The organism is Methylotenera versatilis 79, from assembly GCF_000384375.1.
GTDB lineage: Bacteria > Pseudomonadota > Gammaproteobacteria > Burkholderiales > Methylophilaceae > Methylotenera_A > Methylotenera_A versatilis_B.
This window is the reverse complement of the sequence record NZ_ARVX01000001.1, coordinates 475,799-493,928: the sequence shown is the minus strand read 5'-3', so window position 1 is coordinate 493,928 and position 18,130 is coordinate 475,799. Positions and strand designations below refer to the sequence as shown.

Genomic DNA, 18,130 nt, shown 5'->3' with positions numbered 1-18,130 from the left:
TTATAGGCAATGCCAACCATCAATCAGTTAATACGTAAGCCACGCGCTAAAGTGGTTACAAAAAGTAAAGTGCCTGCACTTGAATCTTGTCCACAAAAACGCGGCGTATGTACACGTGTTTATACTACAACACCTAAAAAGCCAAACTCTGCATTGCGTAAAGTTGCCAAGGTGCGCTTAACCAATGGCTACGAAGTGATTAGCTATATCGGTGGTGAAGGCCATAACTTGCAAGAGCATAGTGTTGTGCTATTGCGCGGTGGTCGTGTAAAAGATTTGCCGGGTGTACGTTACCATATGGTGCGTGGTAGTTTGGATACGGCAGGTGTTAAAGACCGTAAACAGTCACGTTCTAAATACGGTGCTAAACGTCCTAAAGAAGGTAAAGCTGCTAAATAATTAGCAGTTAATCATTAAGGCGGCTTGAAATAGCCTTGTCAGCGCTGTTGCCGACTAAAATATATACAAAGAGAATTGAGAGAAGTATGCCAAGACGTAGAGAAGTCCCCAAGCGCCACATTCTGCCAGATCCAAAATTCGGAAGCACTGAAGTGTCTAAGTTCGTAAACGTACTAATGACAGGCGGTAAAAAATCTGTTGCTGAGCGTATTTTGTACGGTGCATTTGATCAAGTAGCCACTAAAACAGGTAAAGATGCGCTTGAAGTGTTTACACTCGCGTTAACAAATTTACGTCCGTTAGTTGAGGTGAAAAGCCGCCGTGTTGGTGGTGCTAACTACCAAGTGCCAGTTGAAGTGCGTCCAAGCCGTCGTAGTGCTTTGGCAATGCGTTGGTTGCGTGATGCTGCGCGTAAGCGTGGTGAGAAGTCTATGGGTTTGCGTTTAGCAGCTGAGTTGGCTGAAGCTTCTGAAGGTCGCGGATCTGCAATGAAGAAGCGTGAAGAGGTTCACCGTATGGCAGAAGCGAATAAAGCGTTCTCACATTTTAGATTCTAATTGTTTTAATAAGTTAGTTGTTTGTAATATTGCCTAAACAAAGTTTAGGCAATATTGATGTGGTGAGAATTAAACCGCTCTTTAAGAATTTAAGATCGAATTGAAAAGCAAAGGTAAAGTATCGTGGCTCGTATAACCCCTATTGAACGCTATCGTAATATTGGTATTTCTGCGCATATTGACGCGGGTAAAACAACGACGACAGAGCGTATTCTGTTCTACACTGGCGTAAACCATAAAATTGGTGAAGTGCATAACGGCGCTGCAACAATGGACTGGATGGAGCAAGAGCAAGAGCGCGGCATTACTATTACTTCTGCTGCTACTACCTGTTTCTGGAAAGGTATGGCTGGTCAATTCGATCAACATCGTATTAATATTATTGATACGCCGGGCCACGTTGACTTTACGATTGAAGTAGAGCGTTCAATGCGTGTGCTTGATGGCGCATGTATGGTGTACTGTGCTGTGGGTGGTGTGCAACCACAATCTGAAACTGTTTGGCGTCAAGCTAACAAATATAAAGTGCCACGTTTAGCGTTCGTTAATAAAATGGACCGCGCTGGTGCTAACTTCTTTAAAGTGTACGATCAAATGCGTGCACGTCTAAAAGCAAACCCAATTCCATTGCAAGTGCCAATCGGTGCTGAAGAAAAGTTTGAGGGTGTTGTTGACTTAATCAAAATGAAAGCTGTGTATTGGGATGATGCATCTCAAGGCATGAAATTTGATTACCGTGAAATCCCTGCCGATTTAAAAGCTGAATGTGATAAATGGCGTGAAAACATGGTTGAAGCGGCTGCTGAAGCCACTGAAGAGCTGATGAATAAATACCTTGAAGAAGGTGATTTATCAGAGGCTGACATCATGGTTGGTTTGCGCATGCGTACGATTGCCTTTGAAATCGTGCCGATGGTTTGTGGTTCTGCTTTTAAAAATAAAGGCGTGCAAGCTATGTTGGATAAAGTGGTTGAGTTAATGCCTGCTCCAACTGATATTCCGCCAACTCGTGCTGAAGATGAAGATGGTAATGAAATTTTCTTAAAAGCTTCTGATGATGAAAAATTCTCAGCGTTAGCTTTCAAAATCATGACAGATCCATTTGTGGGTCAGCTGATTTTCTTCCGTGTTTATTCTGGTGTGATTAATGCGGGCGATACCGTTTACAACCCAATCAAAGGCAAAAAAGAACGTATTGGTCGTATTGTGCAGATGCATGCTAATACTCGTGAGCCTTTAACTGAAGTGCGTGCTGGCGATATTGCTGCTGCGATTGGTTTGAAGGAAGCGACTACTGGCGATACCTTGTGTTCAGTAAATGATGAAATCATTTTAGAGCGCATGATTTTCCCTGAGCCAGTGATTCACGTTGCTGTTGAGCCAAAAACTAAAGCCGACCAAGAAAAAATGGGCGTTGCTTTGAATCGCTTAGCGCAAGAAGATCCATCTTTCCGTGTTAAAACAGATGAAGAGACTAACCAAACTATTATTTCTGGTATGGGTGAGTTGCATCTTGAGATTCTAGTGGATCGTATGCGTCGCGAATTCAACGTTGAAGCAAACGTCGGTGCGCCACAAGTGGCTTATCGTGAGGCGATTAAGAAGAAAGTCGAAGTTGAAGGTAAGTTTGTTAAGCAATCTGGCGGTAAAGGTCAGTACGGTCATGTTTGGCTAATTATGGAGCCAAATGAACCAGGTAAAGGCTTTGAGTTTGTTGATGCGATCAAGGGTGGTACTGTTCCGCGTGAGTTTATTCCAGCGGTTGAAAAAGGCTTGCGCGAAACAATCCCTTCAGGTGTGTTGGCTGGCTTCCCGGTGGTTGATGTAAAAGTAACCCTGTTTGATGGTTCATACCATGATGTTGACTCGAACGAAAATGCTTTTAAAATGGCGGCTTCAATCGGCTTTAAAGACGGTATGCGTAAAGCAGACCCAATTTTACTTGAGCCAATGATGGCAGTTGAAATTGAAACGCCAGAAGATTATATGGGCGATATTATGGGTGACTTGTCATCACGTCGCGGTATGATTCAAGGCATGGAAGACAATGCTACGGGTAAAGTGATTCGTGCAGAAGTACCGTTGGCAGAAATGTTTGGCTATTCAACAACCGTGCGTTCATTATCACAAGGTCGTGCAAGTTACAGTATGGAATTTAAGCATTACACAGAAGCACCTAGAAACGTGGCGGAAGCCATTATGAATAAGAAATAATTGTTCTTAATATATAAAACATAAAGGAAACTAAGTCATGGCAAAAGGCAAATTTGAACGGACCAAGCCACACGTCAACGTCGGCACGATTGGCCACGTGGATCATGGTAAGACAACATTAACAGCAGCGATTACCACAATCCTGTCTAAAAAATTCGGTGGTGAAGCCAAAGCTTACGACCAAATTGACGCAGCACCAGAAGAAAAAGCACGTGGTATTACCATTAATACTGCCCACGTTGAGTATGAGACGGCTAACCGTCACTACGCACACGTAGACTGCCCAGGCCATGCTGACTACGTTAAAAACATGATCACAGGCGCAGCACAAATGGACGGCGCTATCCTAGTATGTTCAGCAGCTGACGGTCCAATGCCACAAACACGTGAGCACATCCTTCTTGCTCGTCAAGTTGGCGTACCTTACATCGTTGTGTTTCTAAACAAGGCAGACATGGTAGATGACGCTGAGTTATTAGAGCTAGTAGAAATGGAAGTGCGTGAATTGCTTAGCAAATATGACTTCCCAGGTGACGACACACCAATTATTCACGGTTCAGCTAAACTCGCTTTAGAAGGTGACCAATCACCAATCGGCGAACCAGCAATCTTCAAATTAGCAGAAGCCTTAGACAGCTACATCCCAATGCCAGAACGCGCAATCGACGGCACGTTCTTAATGCCAGTAGAAGACGTATTCTCAATCTCAGGTCGCGGTACAGTAGTAACAGGCCGTATTGAGCGTGGTATTGTAAAAGTCGGTGACGAGATCGAAATCGTTGGTATCAAACCAACTGTAAAAACCACTTGTACTGGTGTTGAAATGTTCCGTAAATTACTAGACCAAGGTCAAGCGGGCGACAACGTTGGTGTATTGCTACGTGGTACAAAACGTGAAGATATCGAACGTGGTCAAGTATTGTCTAAATCAGGCTCTATCAAACCACACACAAAATTCACAGCAGAAATCTACGTGCTAGGTAAAGATGAAGGCGGTCGTCACACACCATTCTTCAACGGCTACCGTCCACAATTCTACTTCCGTACCACAGACGTAACTGGTGCAGTTGAATTGCCAGCAGGTACTGAAATGGTCATGCCAGGTGACAACGTATCAATCACAGTTGCTTTGATCGCACCGATCGCGATGGAAGATGGCTTACGCTTCGCTATCCGTGAAGGTGGCCGTACTGTGGGTGCTGGTGTTGTGGCTAAAATCATCGAGTAATTGTAGGTAATATTAATTAAACGGCAGGCTTAAGTCTGCCGTTTCGCTCTTTAAAGGAAAAGTAAAATGGCAGCTCAAAAAATTCGTATTCGCTTGAAAGCATTTGATTATCGTTTGATTGATCAATCTGCTCAAGAAATCGTAGAAACAGCTAAACGTACTGGTGCAGTGGTTAAAGGCCCAGTGCCATTGCCAACACGTATTGAACGTTTTGATATTTTGCGTTCGCCGCATGTGAACAAAACATCGCGCGATCAGTTTGAGATTCGTACGCATCAACGTTTGATGGATATTGTTGATCCAACTGATAAAACAGTGGATGCATTAATGAAGTTAGATTTACCAGCTGGTGTTGATGTAGAGATTAAATTGTAAGTAATTTAAGCTTGAAATTAGTGTTAAGTGTTGTAAAAAGTTATTGTAATAAAATCATGGGTTCGGTATAATCCGCGCTCTTTCACAGAAGTCGGTCAATTGTAATCGACTTCTTTAACTAAAAATAAGGATACGATCATGAGCTTAGGGCTTATTGGTCGCAAGGTGGGCATGACCCGCGTGTTTACTGATGATGGCGCAAGCATCCCGGTAACCGTGTTGGAAGTTGTTCCTAACCGTGTGACACAGATCAAGACAATCGCGAGCGATGGCTATACTGGCCTTCAAGTTGCTCATGGCGAGCGTCGTGCTAGCCGCATCAACAAAGCGCTTACTGGCCATTATGCCAAAGCGGGCGTTGCTGCTGGTTCTGGCATCAAAGAATTCAATGTTTCTGCTGATGTGTTAAGCGGCTACCAAGTTGGTGGCAGCATTACAGTAGAGATTTTCTCAGCAGGTCAAATCGTTGATGTGACTGGTACCTCGATTGGTAAAGGCTTTGCTGGCGCGATTAAACGCCATCACTTTAAGTCTAACCGCGCATCGCACGGTAACTCTAAATCGCATAACGTTCCTGGCTCAATCGGTATGGCGCAAGATCCAGGTCGAGTATTCCCTGGTAAGCGTATGCCTGGTCATTTAGGTGATGTAACTGTTACAACACAAAATCTAGAAATAGTGCGTGTTGATGTAGAGCGTAACTTATTGTTGATTAAAGGTGCGATTCCTGGCTCTAAAGGTGGTGATGTTGTTGTTCGCCCAGCCGTTAAAGTTAAGCTTCAGAAATCTAAGGGAGCTAAATAATGGAACTCAAATTAATTGATAAAAACGGTAAAGCTGCTAAGAAAGGCGTTGACGTTTCTGAAGTAACATTTGGTCGTGAGTTTAACGAAGCTTTGGTGCATCAAGTTGTGGTTGCGTATATGGCGAATGCCCGTACAGCAACGCGCGCACAAAAAGGCCGTGACACTGTGGCGCATACAACGCACAAGCCATACGCACAAAAAGGTACTGGTAACGCACGTGCAGGTATGAGCTCAAGCCCAATCTGGCGTGGAGGTGGACGTGCATTCCCTAATTCACCTAACGAAAATTTCAGCCACAAAGTAAACCGTAAAGCCTACCGTGCTGGTATGCAAACGATTTTGTCTGAATTAGTTCGCCAAGAGCGTATTACCGTTGTTGAAGAGTTTAAAATCGAGACACCTAAAACAAAACAATTTGTTGAGAAAATCAAAGGTCTAGGCTATGCCGATGGCGTTTTATTGTTAACAGATGGTTTTGATGAGAACTTGTATTTGTCATCACGTAACTTAACCAATGTTATGGTGATTGAAGCGCAATATGCTGACCCAGTCAGCTTGGTGCGTTTCCCTAAAGTATTGGCAACCGCAGGTGCAGTTAAAAAACTTGAGGAGTTGCTAGCATGATGACCGCGATTACAAAATCTCAAGATCGCTTATTACAAGTGATTTTAGCGCCACAAATCACAGAAAAAGCAACATACATTGCCGATAAACATCAGCAAATTGCTTTTAAAGTACGCACTGACGCAACTAAACTGGAAATTAAAGCTGCAGTTGAGCTTGTTTTTAAAGTTGAAGTTGAAAAAGTCGCTACGATTAATGTGGGTGGCAAAATTAAACGCGCTGGCAAACGTATCGGCAAGCGTAACGACTGGAAAAAAGCTTATGTTAGCTTGAAGCCAGGTCAAGAAATTAACTTCGCAGCGGGCGAATAAGGAGAGAAGATATGGCATTAGTTAAAGTCAAACCAACTTCCCCCGGTCGTCGTGGTGTCGTAAAGGTCGTAACACCAGATCTTTACAAAGGTAAGCCACACGCGCCGCTGTTGGAAAGTCAAAGTAAACACGCTGGCCGTAATAATAACGGTCATATTACAACTCGTCACCAAGGTGGTGGTCATAAGCAGCATTATCGTATGATTGATTTTCGTCGTAACAAAGACGGTATTCCTGCGAAAGTGGAGCATATCGAGTACGATCCAAATCGTACGGCACATATTGCATTGCTTTGTTATGCGGATGGTGAGCGTCGTTACATTATTGCGCCACGCGGCATTGCTGCTGGTGCGCAATTGATTAGTGGTGCAGAAGCGCCAATCAAAGTAGGTAATGCATTGCCATTACGTAATATCCCAGTAGGTAGCACGATTCATTGTATCGAATTGCAACCAGGCAAAGGCGCGCAAATTGCACGTTCAGCTGGTACCTCTGTTCAGTTATTAGCGCGTGAAGGTGCTTATGCACAGTTGCGTTTACGTTCAGGTGAAGTTCGCCGCGTTCACGTGGATTGCAAAGCAACTTTAGGTGAAGTGGGTAACGAAGAGCATTCATTACGTTCAATCGGTAAAGCTGGTGCAATGCGCTGGCGTGGTGTTCGTCCAACCGTTCGCGGTGTGGTAATGAACCCGGTTGATCACCCGCACGGTGGTGGTGAAGGTAAAACTGCAGCTGGTATGAATCCAGTGAGCCCATGGGGTGTTAAAACGAAGGGTTATCGTACACGTAGCAATAAGCGTACTGATAACATGCGTATCAGTCGTCGTCCGAGAGGCGTAAGGTAATCATATGGCACGTTCAGTTAAAAAAGGTCCATTTATTGATGGTCATTTGGCAAAAAAAGTAGAAGTCGCAGCAGCTACACGCGATCGTAAACCAATTAAAACTTGGTCACGTCGTTCTACTATTTTGCCAGATTTTATTGGGTTAACCATTGCGATTCACAATGGTAAGCAACACATTCCTGTGTTGATTTCAGAAAACATGGTTGGTCATAAGCTCGGTGAATTTGCGTTAACACGTACATTCAAGGGCCATGCAGCTGATAGAAAAGCGAAGAAATAGAGGCCTATGATGCAAGTAACTGCAATATTAAGAGGCGTTCACCTTTCTCCGCAAAAAGCGCGTTTGGTGGCTGACCTTGTTCGTGGCAAAAAAGTAGATCACGCATTAAATATTTTGAACTTCACACCTAAAAAAGGTGCTGAGGTCATTAAAAAAGTGGTTGAGTCAGCAATTGCTAATGCTGAACATAATAATGGCGCTGATATCGATGAGTTGAAGGTTACTTCAATTTATGTTGATAAAGGCATTGTGCTTAAACGTATTCGTCCACGCGCAAAAGGCCGTGCGGGTCGTATTACTAAACCAACCTGTCACATTCATGTGACTGTCGGTAACTAAAGGATAATCATGGGTCAAAAAATTCATCCAATTGGTTTCCGTCTGAGTGTCCAAAAAAATTGGGCTTCACGTTGGTACGCCAATAGCAAAAACTTTCCTGCTATGTTGCAAAGCGACATTAAAGTACGTGAGTTTTTAAATAAAAAATTAGCCAGTGCTGCAGTAAGTAAAATTATTATTGAGCGCCCAGCAAAAAATGCAAAAATTACTATTCACAGTGCCCGTCCAGGTGTTGTTATTGGTAAAAAAGGTGAGGATATCGAATCTTTACGCGCTACTTTACAAGGTTTAATGGGCGTTCCTGTTCATTTGAATATTGAAGAAGTACGTAAGCCAGAAATCGATGCGACATTAATCGCACAATCTATCGCGCAACAACTTGAAAAGCGTGTGATGTTCCGTCGTGCCATGAAGCGTGCTATGCAAAATGCAATGCGTTTAGGTGCTCAAGGTATCAAAATCATGAGTTCAGGCCGTTTGAATGGTATAGAGATTGCACGTACTGAATGGTATCGTGAAGGCCGTGTGCCATTACATACATTGCGTGCTGATATTGATTACGGTGTTGCTGAAGCATTAACAACATACGGCATTATTGGTATTAAAGTGTGGGTATTTAAAGGCGAGATTTTTGCTGATAACGTACCAACGCCAATTGGTGCTACAGCGCCAGCTGCTACACCAGTTGCTGAACCAGAGAAAAAAGTAAGAAAGCCGAGGGCTAAAGATGCTGCAACCGTCTAGACAAAAATACCGCAAGATGCAAAAAGGCCGTAATAAAGGCATTGCAACGACAGGTAATAAAGTAAGTTTTGGTGATTTTGGATTAAAAGCAATTGGTCGTGGTCGTTTGACTGCCCGTCAAATCGAAGCGGCACGTCGCGTAATGACGCGTCACATTAAGCGTGGTGGTCGTGTGTGGATCCGTATTTTCCCAGATCAACCAATTTCTAAAAAACCTGCTGAAGTACGTATGGGTAATGGTAAAGGTAGTACAGAGTACTACGTAGCACAAATCCAGCCAGGTAAAATGTTGTACGAAATGGACGGCGTAAGTGAAGAGCTTGCGCGTGAAGCGTTCCGTTTGGCGGCTGCTAAGCTACCAATCGAAACTACTTTCATGACACGTCAAATCGGCAGTTAAGAAAAGGCGAGCTAAAATGAAAGCTTTAGATTTAAGAGCAAAAAGTGTTGATGAGTTAAATGCGGAATTGATTGAATTACGCCGTGCGCAATTCTCACTTCGCATGCAAGTTGCAACACAACAATTAACCAAAGTAGATCAGCTAGGTAAAGTACGCAAAGATGTTGCGCGTGTTAAGCTTGTTTTGGCTGAGAAAGCGAAACAGGCATAATCATGACAGACGTTAAATTAGCGGAATCTACTAAAGTTGTACGCAGCCTTAATGGCCGTGTAGTGAGCGACAAAATGGATAAAACTGTAACGGTTTTAGTTGAGCGTAAAGTGAAACATCCATTAATCGGTAAGGTAGTTGTAAAATCGAATAAATTCCATGCGCATGACGAAACAAATGCATGTAAAGAAGGCGATTTAGTGACTATTACTGAATCACGACCATTGTCAAAAACAAAGACATGGGTTGTAAGTAAGGTTAATACAAAAGCCTAAGTAATTATTGTGTGGTAAAGCGATTTTAGCCTTGCTACACAATTAGTTTGTAAGTTATAATGTTGGACTTTTCGGTACTCGTGAATTCTTGGTTAGTAGTTTCTAAGGTTCATAAAAGCTAGTACCCCAATACTGACCGTGGTCTACTGGCCGTTGTGATTAAATTCATGCGGCTGGTGTTGGTTTAACGGATTAAGTTGGAGATTATTCTCATGATTCAAATGCAATCTCGGCTAGAAGTTGCCGATAACACGGGTGCGCGTTCAGTTCAGTGCATTAAAGTGTTAGGTGGCTCAAAACGTCGTTACGCTGGTATAGGCGACATCATTAAAGTTAGCATCAAAGATGCTGCTCCACGTGGTCGCGTCAAAAAAGGCGAAGTTTATAGTGCTGTTGTGGTGCGTACGGCTAAAGGCGTGCGTCGTCCAGATGGTTCTTTAGTTAAATTCGATACTAATGCTGCCGTTTTACTGAATAGTAAATTAGAGCCGATTGGTACACGTATTTTTGGCCCGGTAACTCGTGAATTACGTACTGAAAAATTCATGAAAATTGTTTCTCTTGCGCCTGAAGTGCTGTAAGGGATAAGGACAATATATGAGCAAAATTCATAAAGGCGACCAAGTCGTTTTAAATACAGGTAAAGACAAAGGTAAGCGAGGCGTTGTGCTTAACGTGCTTGAGTCTGGTCATGTGGTGGTTGAAGGTCTTAACGTTGCTAAAAAGCATGCTAAGCCAAATCCAGCAAAGGGTGTTACTGGCGGAATCATCGCTAAAGAAATGCCGATCGATATTTCTAACGTTGCGTTATTTAATAATGCAACACAAAAAGCTGACCGTGTAGGTTATAAAGTTTTGAAAGACGGCAAAAAAGTGCGCGTATTCAAATCTAACGGCGAAGCAGTGGACGCATAGGATAAATCATGGCGCGCTTAAAACAATTTTATAAAGACTCTGTTGTTAAAAGTATGACAGAGCAATTTGGTTACACTTCAGTCATGCAAGTTCCTCGCATTGAAAAGATCACCCTGAACATGGGTGTGGGCGAAGCGGTTGCTGATAAAAAAGTGATGGAAAATGCAGTTGGCGATATGGAAAAAATTGCTGGTCAAAAAGTGGTTGTGACCAAAGCAAAGAAATCTGTTGCAGCATTTAAAATTCGTGATGATTATCCTGTCGGCTGCAAAGTAACTTTGCGTCGCGAGCGTATGTATGAATTCTTGGATCGCTTGGTTACAGTTGCTATTCCACGTATTCGTGACTTCCGCGGTATTTCAGCAAAATCATTTGATGGCCGTGGTAACTACAATATGGGCGTTAAAGAGCAGATCATATTCCCGGAAATTGAATATGACAAAATTGACGTGATTCGCGGTATGAATATTACGATTACTACAACGGCAAAAACAGACGAAGAGGCTAAGGCATTGTTAGCTGCGTTTAGTTTTCCTTTTAGGGGTTAAGACATGGCAAAAACATGTATGACAGAACGCGAATCTAAACGTCGCGCAACAGTTGCAAAATTCGCAGGCAAGCGCGAAGCGCTAAATGCAACGATTAACGATCAAAGTGCAACATTGGAAGATCGTCGTGAAGCACGTTTGAAATTGCAAGCTTTACCACGTAATTCTAGCCCAGTGCGTTTGCGTAATCGCTGTGCATTAACAGGTCGCCCACGTGGTGTTTTCAGTAAATTTGGTATCGGTCGCAGCAAGTTGCGCGATTTGATGATGAGTGGCCAAGTGCCAGGCGTCACCAAAGCTAGCTGGTAACGGAGGAATAAATTATGAGTATGAGTGATCCGATTGCCGATATGCTAACGCGTATTCGTAACGCACAAAGTGTTAACAAACTATCAGTTGTTATGCCTGCTTCTAAATTGAAAAGCGCTATTGCCGCTGTGTTAAAAGATGAAGGTTATATTGATGATTTTGCGGTGAGTGCAAACGATGGCAAACCATTGTTGAGCATTAGTCTGAAATATTATGCTGGCCGTCCAGTAATTGAGAAAATTGACCGTGTAAGTAAGCCTGGTCTTCGCATTTACAAAGGTTCAGACAATATTCCTAAAGTAATGAATGGTCTTGGTGTGACAATTATGTCTACATCCAAGGGTGTAATGACAGATCGTAAAGCACAAGCAGCCGGTATCGGTGGCGAAGTGTTGTGCGTAGTGGCTTAAGGAGAAGCAAATGTCACGTGTTGCTAAAAATCCAGTCGCCATTCCAGAAAAAGTTGAAGTGGTGCTAAGTGCAAACAATATTGCGGTTAGCGGCCCTTTAGGTAAATTATCTCTTCCGTTAACGAGTGCTGTTGCGCTTAAGCGTGAAGGTGAAACAATTACATTTACAGCATCTAACGATACTAAACACTCAAGTGCGATGTCTGGTACATTGCGTGCGCTTGTGGCTAATATGGTTCAAGGCGTTTCTGTTGGTTTTACTCGCAAGCTTACATTGGTAGGCGTGGGTTATAAAGCTAATGCGCAAGGTGCTATGTTGAATTTAGAGCTTGGTTATTCACATCCAATCAATCACAAAATGCCTGTTGGCGTAACGGTAACAACACCGACACCAACTGAAGTAATCTTAACGGGTTACGACAAGCAAGTGATTGGTCAAGTTGCAGCACAAATTCGTTCTTACCGTGCACCAGAGCCTTATAAAGGCAAAGGCGTTCGTTATGCAGATGAAGTTGTTGCAATCAAAGAAACCAAGAAAAAATAAGTAGTCGGAAAAATAGGTCAATAAGGATCAATATGAACAACGTAGATAATCGCTTACGCCGCGCACGTAAAACCCGTGCCAAAATTGCTGAGCTAAAAGTGACGCGTTTAAGCGTACATCGTACTAATACGCATATCTATGCACAAATTATCGCTGAAACCGGCGATACAGTATTAGCAAGTGCTTCAACAGTTGAAGCAGATGTGCGTAAAAAAGTTAAGAATGGTGGCAATGTAGAAGCAGCTGCCGCTATTGGTAAATTAATTGCTGAAAAGGCGAAAAAAGCGGGTATCACTACTGTTGCTTTTGATCGTTCAGGTTACAAATACCATGGTCGTATCAAGGCGTTAGCAGATGCTGCGCGTGAAAACGGCCTGTCATTCTAAGAAGCGAGACAGATAATGGCTAGAGAAAACGAACAACAACAGCAAACCGATGGTTTGCGTGAAAAGATGATTACTGTAAATCGTGTAAGTAAAACGGTTAAAGGTGGTCGTATTATGAGTTTCGCGGCATTGACTGTTGTCGGTGATGGCGATGGCGCTGTAGGTATGGGTAAAGGCAAGGCGCGTGAAGTGCCAGTTGCTGTACAAAAGGCCATGGATGAAGCACGTCGCGGTATGTTGAAAGTGAATTTAAATAACGGTACGTTATTTCATGCGGTAACTGGTGTACATGGTGCTGCTAAAGTGTTTATTCAGCCTGCTTCTGAAGGTACTGGCATTATTGCTGGTGGTGCGATGCGCGCTATTTTTGAAGTGATGGGTGTGACAAACGTTGTTGCTAAATGTATCGGTTCAACAAACCCTTACAATTTGGTGCGCGCTACATTGAACGGTTTAGAGTCAATGAATACGCCATCAGAAATCGCCGCTAAACGTGGTAAATCAGTAGAAGAAATTAGAGGCTAATCATGGCTAAAGCAAAAGTAGAAGCGTCAACAATTAAAGTGACGTTGGTAAAAAGTGTGATTGGTCGTATTGAGTCACATAAAGCGACTGTAAAAGGCTTAGGCTTGCGTCGTATTCGCCACACGGTAGAGTTGCAAGACACTCCATCGATTCGCGGCATGATTAACACAGTTGGTTATCTATTAAAGGTAGAAGGATAATGCAATTAAATACAATTAAGCCTGCAGAAGGCTCTAAGAAAAATGCTCGTCGTGTTGGTCGTGGTATCGGTTCTGGTTTAGGTAAAACAGCTGGTCGTGGTCACAAAGGTCAAAAATCTCGTACTGGTGGTTTTCATAAAGTTGGTTTCGAAGGCGGTCAAATGCCTTTGCAACGTCGTTTGCCAAAACGTGGTTTTAAATCACTAACTAAAAAAGATACTGCGCATGTGCGTACATCAGAGTTGAATAATTTACCAGTTGATGTGATTGATTTGCTTGTATTGAAGCAAGCGAATGTTGTATCAGGTAATGTTCTGGCTGCAAAAGTGTTTTTGTCTGGCGAAATTACTAAAAAACTTAACTTAACTGGTTTGTTGCTGACAAAAGGCGCTCGCGCTGCTGTTGAAGCTGCAGGCGGTAAAGTTGCTGACGCTGAATAAGTCATAAGATTAGAGAATAGTATTGGCTCAAGATAGTCTTTTAAGTGCGGTAGGTAAAATGAGCGAGCTGAAAAGCCGCTTATGGTTTGTTTTAGGTGCTTTAGTTGTATACCGTTTAGGTGCGCATATTCCAGTGCCAGGCATTGATCCTACCGTGTTGAAGCAATTATTTGATTCACAAAGTGGCGGAATTTTGGGCATGTTCAACATGTTCTCAGGCGGTGCTTTATCTCGCTTCACGGTATTTGCTTTAGGCATTATGCCGTACATTTCAGCCTCTATTATTATGCAGTTAATGTCTGTGGTTTCTCCGAAAATGGAGCAGCTGAAAAAAGAAGGCGAGGCTGGCAGACGTACTATTACTAAATATACACGCTACGGCACGGTCGTTTTAGCAACGTTTCAGGCTTTAGGTATTGCTATTGCGCTTGAAGGTCAAGCGGGTTTGGTTTTAGAGCCTGGCATGGCTTTCAGATTGACAGCTGTAGTGACATTAGTGAGTGGAACGATGTTTTTAATGTGGTTAGGCGAGCAAATTACTGAACGCGGTATTGGTAATGGTATTTCTATTATCATCTTCGCTGGTATTGTTGCAGGCTTGCCGCACGCTGTAAGTTCTACCTTAGAGTTGGCTAGAACGGGTGCATTCTCAATACCATTGGTAATGTTCTTGTTTGTTGCAATATTGCTAGTAACTGCATTAGTTGTGTTTGTAGAGCGCGGTCAACGCAAGATTACAGTCAACTATGCAAAGCGTCAGGTTGGTAATAAGGTTTACGGTGGTCAGACAACACATCTACCTTTGAAACTGAATATGGCTGGAGTGATTCCTCCTATTTTTGCATCAAGTATTATTTTGTTCCCAGCGACTTTGGCTGGTTGGTTTGGTAGTAGTGAAAGACTGTATTGGTTAAAAGACATTAGTAACGTCTTGTCACCAGGACAGCCTATTTATATTTTATTCTTTGCAGCAGCGATTATATTTTTCTGTTTCTTTTACACGGCGTTAGTATTTAACCCAAAAGAAACAGCAGATAATTTAAAGAAAAGCGGCGCATTTGTACCAGGTATTCGCCCAGGTGATCAGACAGCGAAGTACATCGATAAAATCATGGGTCGACTCACGTTAATCGGTGCTTTTTACATTACTTTAGTTTGCTTGTTACCTGAGTTTTTGATTTTGAAATTTAATACGCCTTTCTATTTTGGCGGTACGTCATTGTTGATTATTGTTGTGGTAACAATGGACTTTATGACGCAAGTGCAATCCCATTTGATGTCTCATCAATATGAGGGTTTGCTTAAAAAGGCTAATTTTAAAGGTAATGCGGGAACGCGATAACTTTAGAGTAATGATTTAAATAACCGGATGTGATTCAATAATATGAGTTATATCGAAGGTTAAGTAGATTTAAAAGTAAGATATTTGAAAATTAAGTAGTGTAGAGGTTAATTATGAGAGTTCGTGCATCAGTAAAAGCATTGTGCCGCAATTGTAAAGTTGTTCGTCGTCGTGGTGTGGTACGTATTATTTGTACGGATCCACGTCATAAACAACGTCAAGGTTAAATTGTTTAGTGCAGCTATGTATTTAGTCAGTTTTTAAAGATTGAAAAAACAAGTACAAGCTGTTAAAATTTAAGGCTTTTTATTTTTGGTCGCTACAAGTTGCGATTTGTTTTGGAGTTAAAGTATGGCTCGTATTGCTGGGGTTAATATCCCGAATAACAAACATGCAGAAATCGCATTAACAGCGATTTTTGGTATTGGTAGAAATACAGCGCAAAAAATTTGTGCAGCTGCTGGCGTTTTAGTCAGTACTAAGATCAAAGATCTGAACGATGCTGATGTAGAAAAGCTGCGTGATGAAGTTGCTAAAGTAAAAGTAGAAGGCGATTTGCGTCGTGAAGTATCTATGAATATCAAGCGCTTGATGGACTTAGGTTGTTACCGTGGTGTACGTCACCGTCGTGGCTTGCCAGTTCGTGGTCAGCGCACCAAAACCAATGCGCGTACGCGTAAAGGCCCAGTTAAAGCAATTAAACAAGCTAAATAATTAGTTGTTTAATTTTATTAAGATTCGATTTAAGTAAGACTTATAGGTAAGGACTGTACAACATGGCAAAAGCTAATGTACGCGTAAGAAAAAAAGTTAAAAAGAATATTGCTGAGGGCATTGCTCACGTGCACGCTTCATTTAACAACACAATTATTACAATTACTGATCGTCAAGGTAATGCGCTTTCATGGGCAACTTCAGGCGGTCAAGGTTTTAAAGGCTCACGTAAAAGTACGCCATTTGCTGCACAAGTTGCTGCAGAGGTTGCTGGTAAATCAGCACAAGAGTCTGGTGTTAAAAATTTAGAAGTGCGCATTAAAGGTCCTGGCCCAGGTCGTGAATCTGCAGTACGTGCACTTAATGCTGCTGGTTTTAAAATTACCAGCATTACCGATGTGACGCCAGTGCCACACAACGGTTGCCGTCCGCCTAAAAAACGTAGAATTTAAATTACGCAGCATATAAATTTCGTCGTATTTAAGCGAAAAAAGATTACAGGAGAATTACTTTGGCTAGAAACTTAGACCCTAAATGCCGTCAGTGCCGCCGTGAAGGTGAGAAATTATTCTTAAAAGCTGAAAAATGCTTTACAGATAAATGCGCAATTGAAAAACGCAACTTCCCACCAGGACAACATGGTCAACGTCGTAACTCACGTTTGTCAGATTACGGTGTGCAATTGCGTGAAAAACAAAAAGTACGTCGTATTTATGGCGTGCTTGAAGGTCAATTCCGTAAATACTATGCAGAAGCTGATCGCCAAAAAGGTATTACTGGTGAAAACTTATTGCAATTATTGGAATGTCGTTTAGATAACGTTGCTTTCCGTATGGGTTTGGGTGGTTCACGTACTGAAGCGCGTCAAGTTGTGCGTCACAACAGCATTTTAGTGAATGGTAAGCGTGTGAATATTCCGTCATACCAAGTAAAAGCGGGTGATGTAGTTTCTGTAGCTGATGCTTCAAAAGCGCAATTGCGTATTAAAGGTGCTTTAGAAGCGGCTGAACAACGTGGTTTCCCAGCATGGTTAGAAGTGGATGTTAAAGCTTTTACAGGCACATTTAAATCTAAACCACAACGTGATGATTTGCCTTCAACCATTAACGAATCATTGGTCGTTGAGTTGTATTCTAAGTAATTAATGCCTAATTAATTACTTAGTTAAAACTTACTCACCCAATAACGTCAAGGAATTTTATGCAAAACAACCCAACTGAATATTTAAAGCCACGCGTAGTTGATGTAGAAGTGATTACACCATTACGCGCTCGCGTCACGCTTGAGCCTATGGAGCGCGGTTTTGGTTATACATTAGGTAACGCATTACGCCGTGTTTTATTGTCATCTATTCCTGGCTTTGCTATCACTGAAGTGAAAATTGATGGCGTAGTCCATGAATATTCAACTATCGATGGCGTACAAGAAGATGTAGTCGATATTTTGCTAAACCTTAAAGGTGTGGCACTAAAGTTAAACAATAAATCAGAAGCTATTTTAACGCTTAACAAGTCTACTGAAGGTGTAGTGACTGCTGGCGATTTTGATACTGGCCATGATGCGGAAATTGTAAACCCAAATCACGTGATTGCACACTTAACAAAAGGTGGCAAACTGAATTTGGAAGTAAAAATTGAAATGGGTCGTGGTTATCAACCTGTTCCAGCACGTCAAAAAAATGATGAAGAAGACCGTGTATTAGGTTTCATCATGGTTGATGCGTCTTTTAGCCCAATCAATAAAGTGAGCTATCAAGTTGAGAGTGCGCGTGTTGAACAACGTACTGACTTAGACAAATTAGTCATGGATGTTGAAACAAACGGTGTGATTGAGCCAGAACAAGCGATTCGTGATGCTGCGCGTATCTTAATCGGTCAGTTGTCAGTATTTGCTAACTTAGAAGGTTCGCCTAACGAAGTTGAAGTGAAATCTGCACCACAAGTTGATCCGATTCTATTGCGTCCAGTAGATGATTTGGAATTAACAGTACGTTCTGCAAATTGCTTAAAAGCGGAAAATATTTTCTACATTGGTGATTTGATTCAACGTAGCGAAAATGAACTATTAAAAGCACCTAATTTGGGTCGCAAATCTTTAAATGAAATTAAAGATGTATTGGCAACTAAAGGCTTAACATTAGGCATGAAATTAGAAAACTGGCCGCCAGTTGGTCTAGAAAAAGCGTAATT

At 42.2% G+C, this 18,130-nt stretch carries 31 protein-coding genes; all 31 read left to right on the top strand.

Translation table 11 applies throughout. The features are described from left to right. The first annotated feature begins 9 nt into the window (after positions 1–9). The 31 genes from rpsL to METVE_RS0102400 all read left to right on the top strand — a co-directional run bounded on the left by rpsL (position 10) and on the right by METVE_RS0102400 (position 18,128). Positions 10–399: a 30S ribosomal protein S12 gene (gene rpsL / locus METVE_RS0102545; protein ID WP_020166884.1), complete on the top strand. Its 390-nt coding sequence runs from the start codon at positions 10–12 to the stop codon at positions 397–399. Between the two features lie 86 nt (positions 400–485). Further along, positions 486–956, top strand: coding sequence for a 30S ribosomal protein S7 (rpsG, locus tag METVE_RS0102540; protein ID WP_020166883.1), 471 nt, complete (start codon positions 486–488; stop codon positions 954–956). A gap of 123 nt (positions 957–1,079) precedes the next feature. Further along, positions 1,080–3,170, top strand: a complete 2,091-nt coding sequence (fusA, locus tag METVE_RS0102535; protein ID WP_020166882.1) for an elongation factor G — start codon at positions 1,080–1,082, stop codon at positions 3,168–3,170. Between the two features lie 37 nt (positions 3,171–3,207). Further along, positions 3,208–4,398 (top strand): elongation factor Tu, encoded by a 1,191-nt coding sequence (gene tuf / locus METVE_RS0102530; protein ID WP_020166881.1) that lies wholly within the window; start codon positions 3,208–3,210, stop codon positions 4,396–4,398. A gap of 66 nt (positions 4,399–4,464) precedes the next feature. After that, the gene (gene rpsJ, locus METVE_RS0102525; RefSeq protein WP_020166880.1) at positions 4,465–4,773 is read left to right on the top strand and encodes a 30S ribosomal protein S10; all 309 of its coding nucleotides are present in this window, start codon (positions 4,465–4,467) and stop codon (positions 4,771–4,773) included. 138 nt (positions 4,774–4,911) lie between these two features. Beyond that, the gene (gene rplC / locus METVE_RS0102520; RefSeq protein WP_020166879.1) at positions 4,912–5,577 is read left to right on the top strand and encodes a 50S ribosomal protein L3; all 666 of its coding nucleotides are present in this window, start codon (positions 4,912–4,914) and stop codon (positions 5,575–5,577) included. Next, entirely contained in the window at positions 5,577–6,203 is a 627-nt protein-coding gene (gene rplD, locus METVE_RS0102515) for a 50S ribosomal protein L4 (RefSeq protein WP_020166878.1), read from the top strand. Before rplC ends, rplD begins: the two co-directional genes overlap by 1 nt. Further along, positions 6,200–6,514 (top strand): 50S ribosomal protein L23, encoded by a 315-nt coding sequence (rplW, locus tag METVE_RS0102510; RefSeq protein ID WP_020166877.1) that lies wholly within the window; start codon positions 6,200–6,202, stop codon positions 6,512–6,514. The genes rplD and rplW overlap by 4 nt, the downstream gene beginning before the upstream one ends. Before the next feature lie 11 nt (positions 6,515–6,525). Continuing rightward, a complete protein-coding gene (gene rplB / locus METVE_RS0102505) occupies positions 6,526–7,359 on the top strand; it encodes a 50S ribosomal protein L2 (RefSeq protein ID WP_020166876.1) in 834 nt (277 codons plus the stop codon). A 4-nt stretch (positions 7,360–7,363) separates the two neighbouring features. Further along, the gene (rpsS, locus tag METVE_RS0102500) at positions 7,364–7,639 is read left to right on the top strand and encodes a 30S ribosomal protein S19 (protein ID WP_020166875.1); all 276 of its coding nucleotides are present in this window, start codon (positions 7,364–7,366) and stop codon (positions 7,637–7,639) included. Between the two features lie 9 nt (positions 7,640–7,648). Continuing rightward, a complete protein-coding gene (gene rplV / locus METVE_RS0102495) occupies positions 7,649–7,978 on the top strand; it encodes a 50S ribosomal protein L22 (RefSeq protein ID WP_036297918.1) in 330 nt (109 codons plus the stop codon). 9 nt (positions 7,979–7,987) lie between these two features. Then, on the top strand, positions 7,988–8,722 hold the full coding sequence (rpsC, locus tag METVE_RS0102490) for a 30S ribosomal protein S3 (RefSeq protein WP_020166873.1): 735 nt from the start codon (positions 7,988–7,990) through the stop codon (positions 8,720–8,722). Then, complete coding sequence (rplP, locus tag METVE_RS0102485; RefSeq protein WP_020166872.1) at positions 8,706–9,122, top strand: 50S ribosomal protein L16; 417 nt, start codon at positions 8,706–8,708, stop codon at positions 9,120–9,122. The genes rpsC and rplP overlap by 17 nt, the downstream gene beginning before the upstream one ends. Positions 9,123–9,138: 16 nt before the next feature. Beyond that, complete coding sequence (gene rpmC / locus METVE_RS0102480) at positions 9,139–9,333, top strand: 50S ribosomal protein L29 (protein WP_020166871.1); 195 nt, start codon at positions 9,139–9,141, stop codon at positions 9,331–9,333. 2 nt (positions 9,334–9,335) lie between these two features. Further along, entirely contained in the window at positions 9,336–9,608 is a 273-nt protein-coding gene (gene rpsQ, locus METVE_RS0102475; RefSeq protein WP_020166870.1) for a 30S ribosomal protein S17, read from the top strand. A gap of 212 nt (positions 9,609–9,820) precedes the next feature. After that, on the top strand, positions 9,821–10,189 hold the full coding sequence (gene rplN, locus METVE_RS0102470; RefSeq protein WP_020166869.1) for a 50S ribosomal protein L14: 369 nt from the start codon (positions 9,821–9,823) through the stop codon (positions 10,187–10,189). A gap of 16 nt (positions 10,190–10,205) precedes the next feature. Then, positions 10,206–10,523 (top strand): 50S ribosomal protein L24, encoded by a 318-nt coding sequence (gene rplX / locus METVE_RS0102465; protein WP_020166868.1) that lies wholly within the window; start codon positions 10,206–10,208, stop codon positions 10,521–10,523. 8 nt (positions 10,524–10,531) lie between these two features. Then, a complete protein-coding gene (gene rplE, locus METVE_RS0102460) occupies positions 10,532–11,071 on the top strand; it encodes a 50S ribosomal protein L5 (RefSeq protein ID WP_020166867.1) in 540 nt (179 codons plus the stop codon). 3 nt (positions 11,072–11,074) lie between these two features. Then, the gene (gene rpsN / locus METVE_RS0102455; RefSeq protein WP_020166866.1) at positions 11,075–11,380 is read left to right on the top strand and encodes a 30S ribosomal protein S14; all 306 of its coding nucleotides are present in this window, start codon (positions 11,075–11,077) and stop codon (positions 11,378–11,380) included. Between the two features lie 14 nt (positions 11,381–11,394). Then, a complete protein-coding gene (gene rpsH, locus METVE_RS0102450; RefSeq protein WP_020166865.1) occupies positions 11,395–11,790 on the top strand; it encodes a 30S ribosomal protein S8 in 396 nt (131 codons plus the stop codon). 10 nt (positions 11,791–11,800) lie between these two features. Then, positions 11,801–12,334: a 50S ribosomal protein L6 gene (gene rplF / locus METVE_RS0102445; RefSeq protein ID WP_020166864.1), complete on the top strand. Its 534-nt coding sequence runs from the start codon at positions 11,801–11,803 to the stop codon at positions 12,332–12,334. A 32-nt stretch (positions 12,335–12,366) separates the two neighbouring features. Further along, the gene (rplR, locus tag METVE_RS0102440) at positions 12,367–12,720 is read left to right on the top strand and encodes a 50S ribosomal protein L18 (protein WP_020166863.1); all 354 of its coding nucleotides are present in this window, start codon (positions 12,367–12,369) and stop codon (positions 12,718–12,720) included. Positions 12,721–12,735: 15 nt separating this feature from the next. Further along, on the top strand, positions 12,736–13,245 hold the full coding sequence (rpsE, locus tag METVE_RS0102435) for a 30S ribosomal protein S5 (RefSeq protein WP_020166862.1): 510 nt from the start codon (positions 12,736–12,738) through the stop codon (positions 13,243–13,245). A 2-nt stretch (positions 13,246–13,247) separates the two neighbouring features. Beyond that, a complete protein-coding gene (gene rpmD, locus METVE_RS0102430) occupies positions 13,248–13,445 on the top strand; it encodes a 50S ribosomal protein L30 (protein WP_020166861.1) in 198 nt (65 codons plus the stop codon). After that, a complete protein-coding gene (gene rplO, locus METVE_RS0102425) occupies positions 13,445–13,885 on the top strand; it encodes a 50S ribosomal protein L15 (RefSeq protein WP_020166860.1) in 441 nt (146 codons plus the stop codon). Before rpmD ends, rplO begins: the two co-directional genes overlap by 1 nt. Before the next feature lie 22 nt (positions 13,886–13,907). Beyond that, positions 13,908–15,227, top strand: coding sequence for a preprotein translocase subunit SecY (gene secY / locus METVE_RS0102420; protein ID WP_020166859.1), 1,320 nt, complete (start codon positions 13,908–13,910; stop codon positions 15,225–15,227). Between the two features lie 113 nt (positions 15,228–15,340). Continuing rightward, the gene (rpmJ, locus tag METVE_RS12670; RefSeq protein WP_013147060.1) at positions 15,341–15,454 is read left to right on the top strand and encodes a 50S ribosomal protein L36; all 114 of its coding nucleotides are present in this window, start codon (positions 15,341–15,343) and stop codon (positions 15,452–15,454) included. A gap of 124 nt (positions 15,455–15,578) precedes the next feature. After that, complete coding sequence (gene rpsM, locus METVE_RS0102415; RefSeq protein WP_020166858.1) at positions 15,579–15,941, top strand: 30S ribosomal protein S13; 363 nt, start codon at positions 15,579–15,581, stop codon at positions 15,939–15,941. 62 nt (positions 15,942–16,003) lie between these two features. After that, positions 16,004–16,393: a 30S ribosomal protein S11 gene (gene rpsK / locus METVE_RS0102410; RefSeq protein WP_020166857.1), complete on the top strand. Its 390-nt coding sequence runs from the start codon at positions 16,004–16,006 to the stop codon at positions 16,391–16,393. 59 nt (positions 16,394–16,452) lie between these two features. After that, on the top strand, positions 16,453–17,082 hold the full coding sequence (gene rpsD / locus METVE_RS0102405) for a 30S ribosomal protein S4 (protein ID WP_020166856.1): 630 nt from the start codon (positions 16,453–16,455) through the stop codon (positions 17,080–17,082). Positions 17,083–17,141: 59 nt separating this feature from the next. Then, positions 17,142–18,128, top strand: a complete 987-nt coding sequence (locus METVE_RS0102400; RefSeq protein WP_020166855.1) for a DNA-directed RNA polymerase subunit alpha — start codon at positions 17,142–17,144, stop codon at positions 18,126–18,128. The last annotated feature ends 2 nt before the right edge of the window (positions 18,129–18,130 follow it).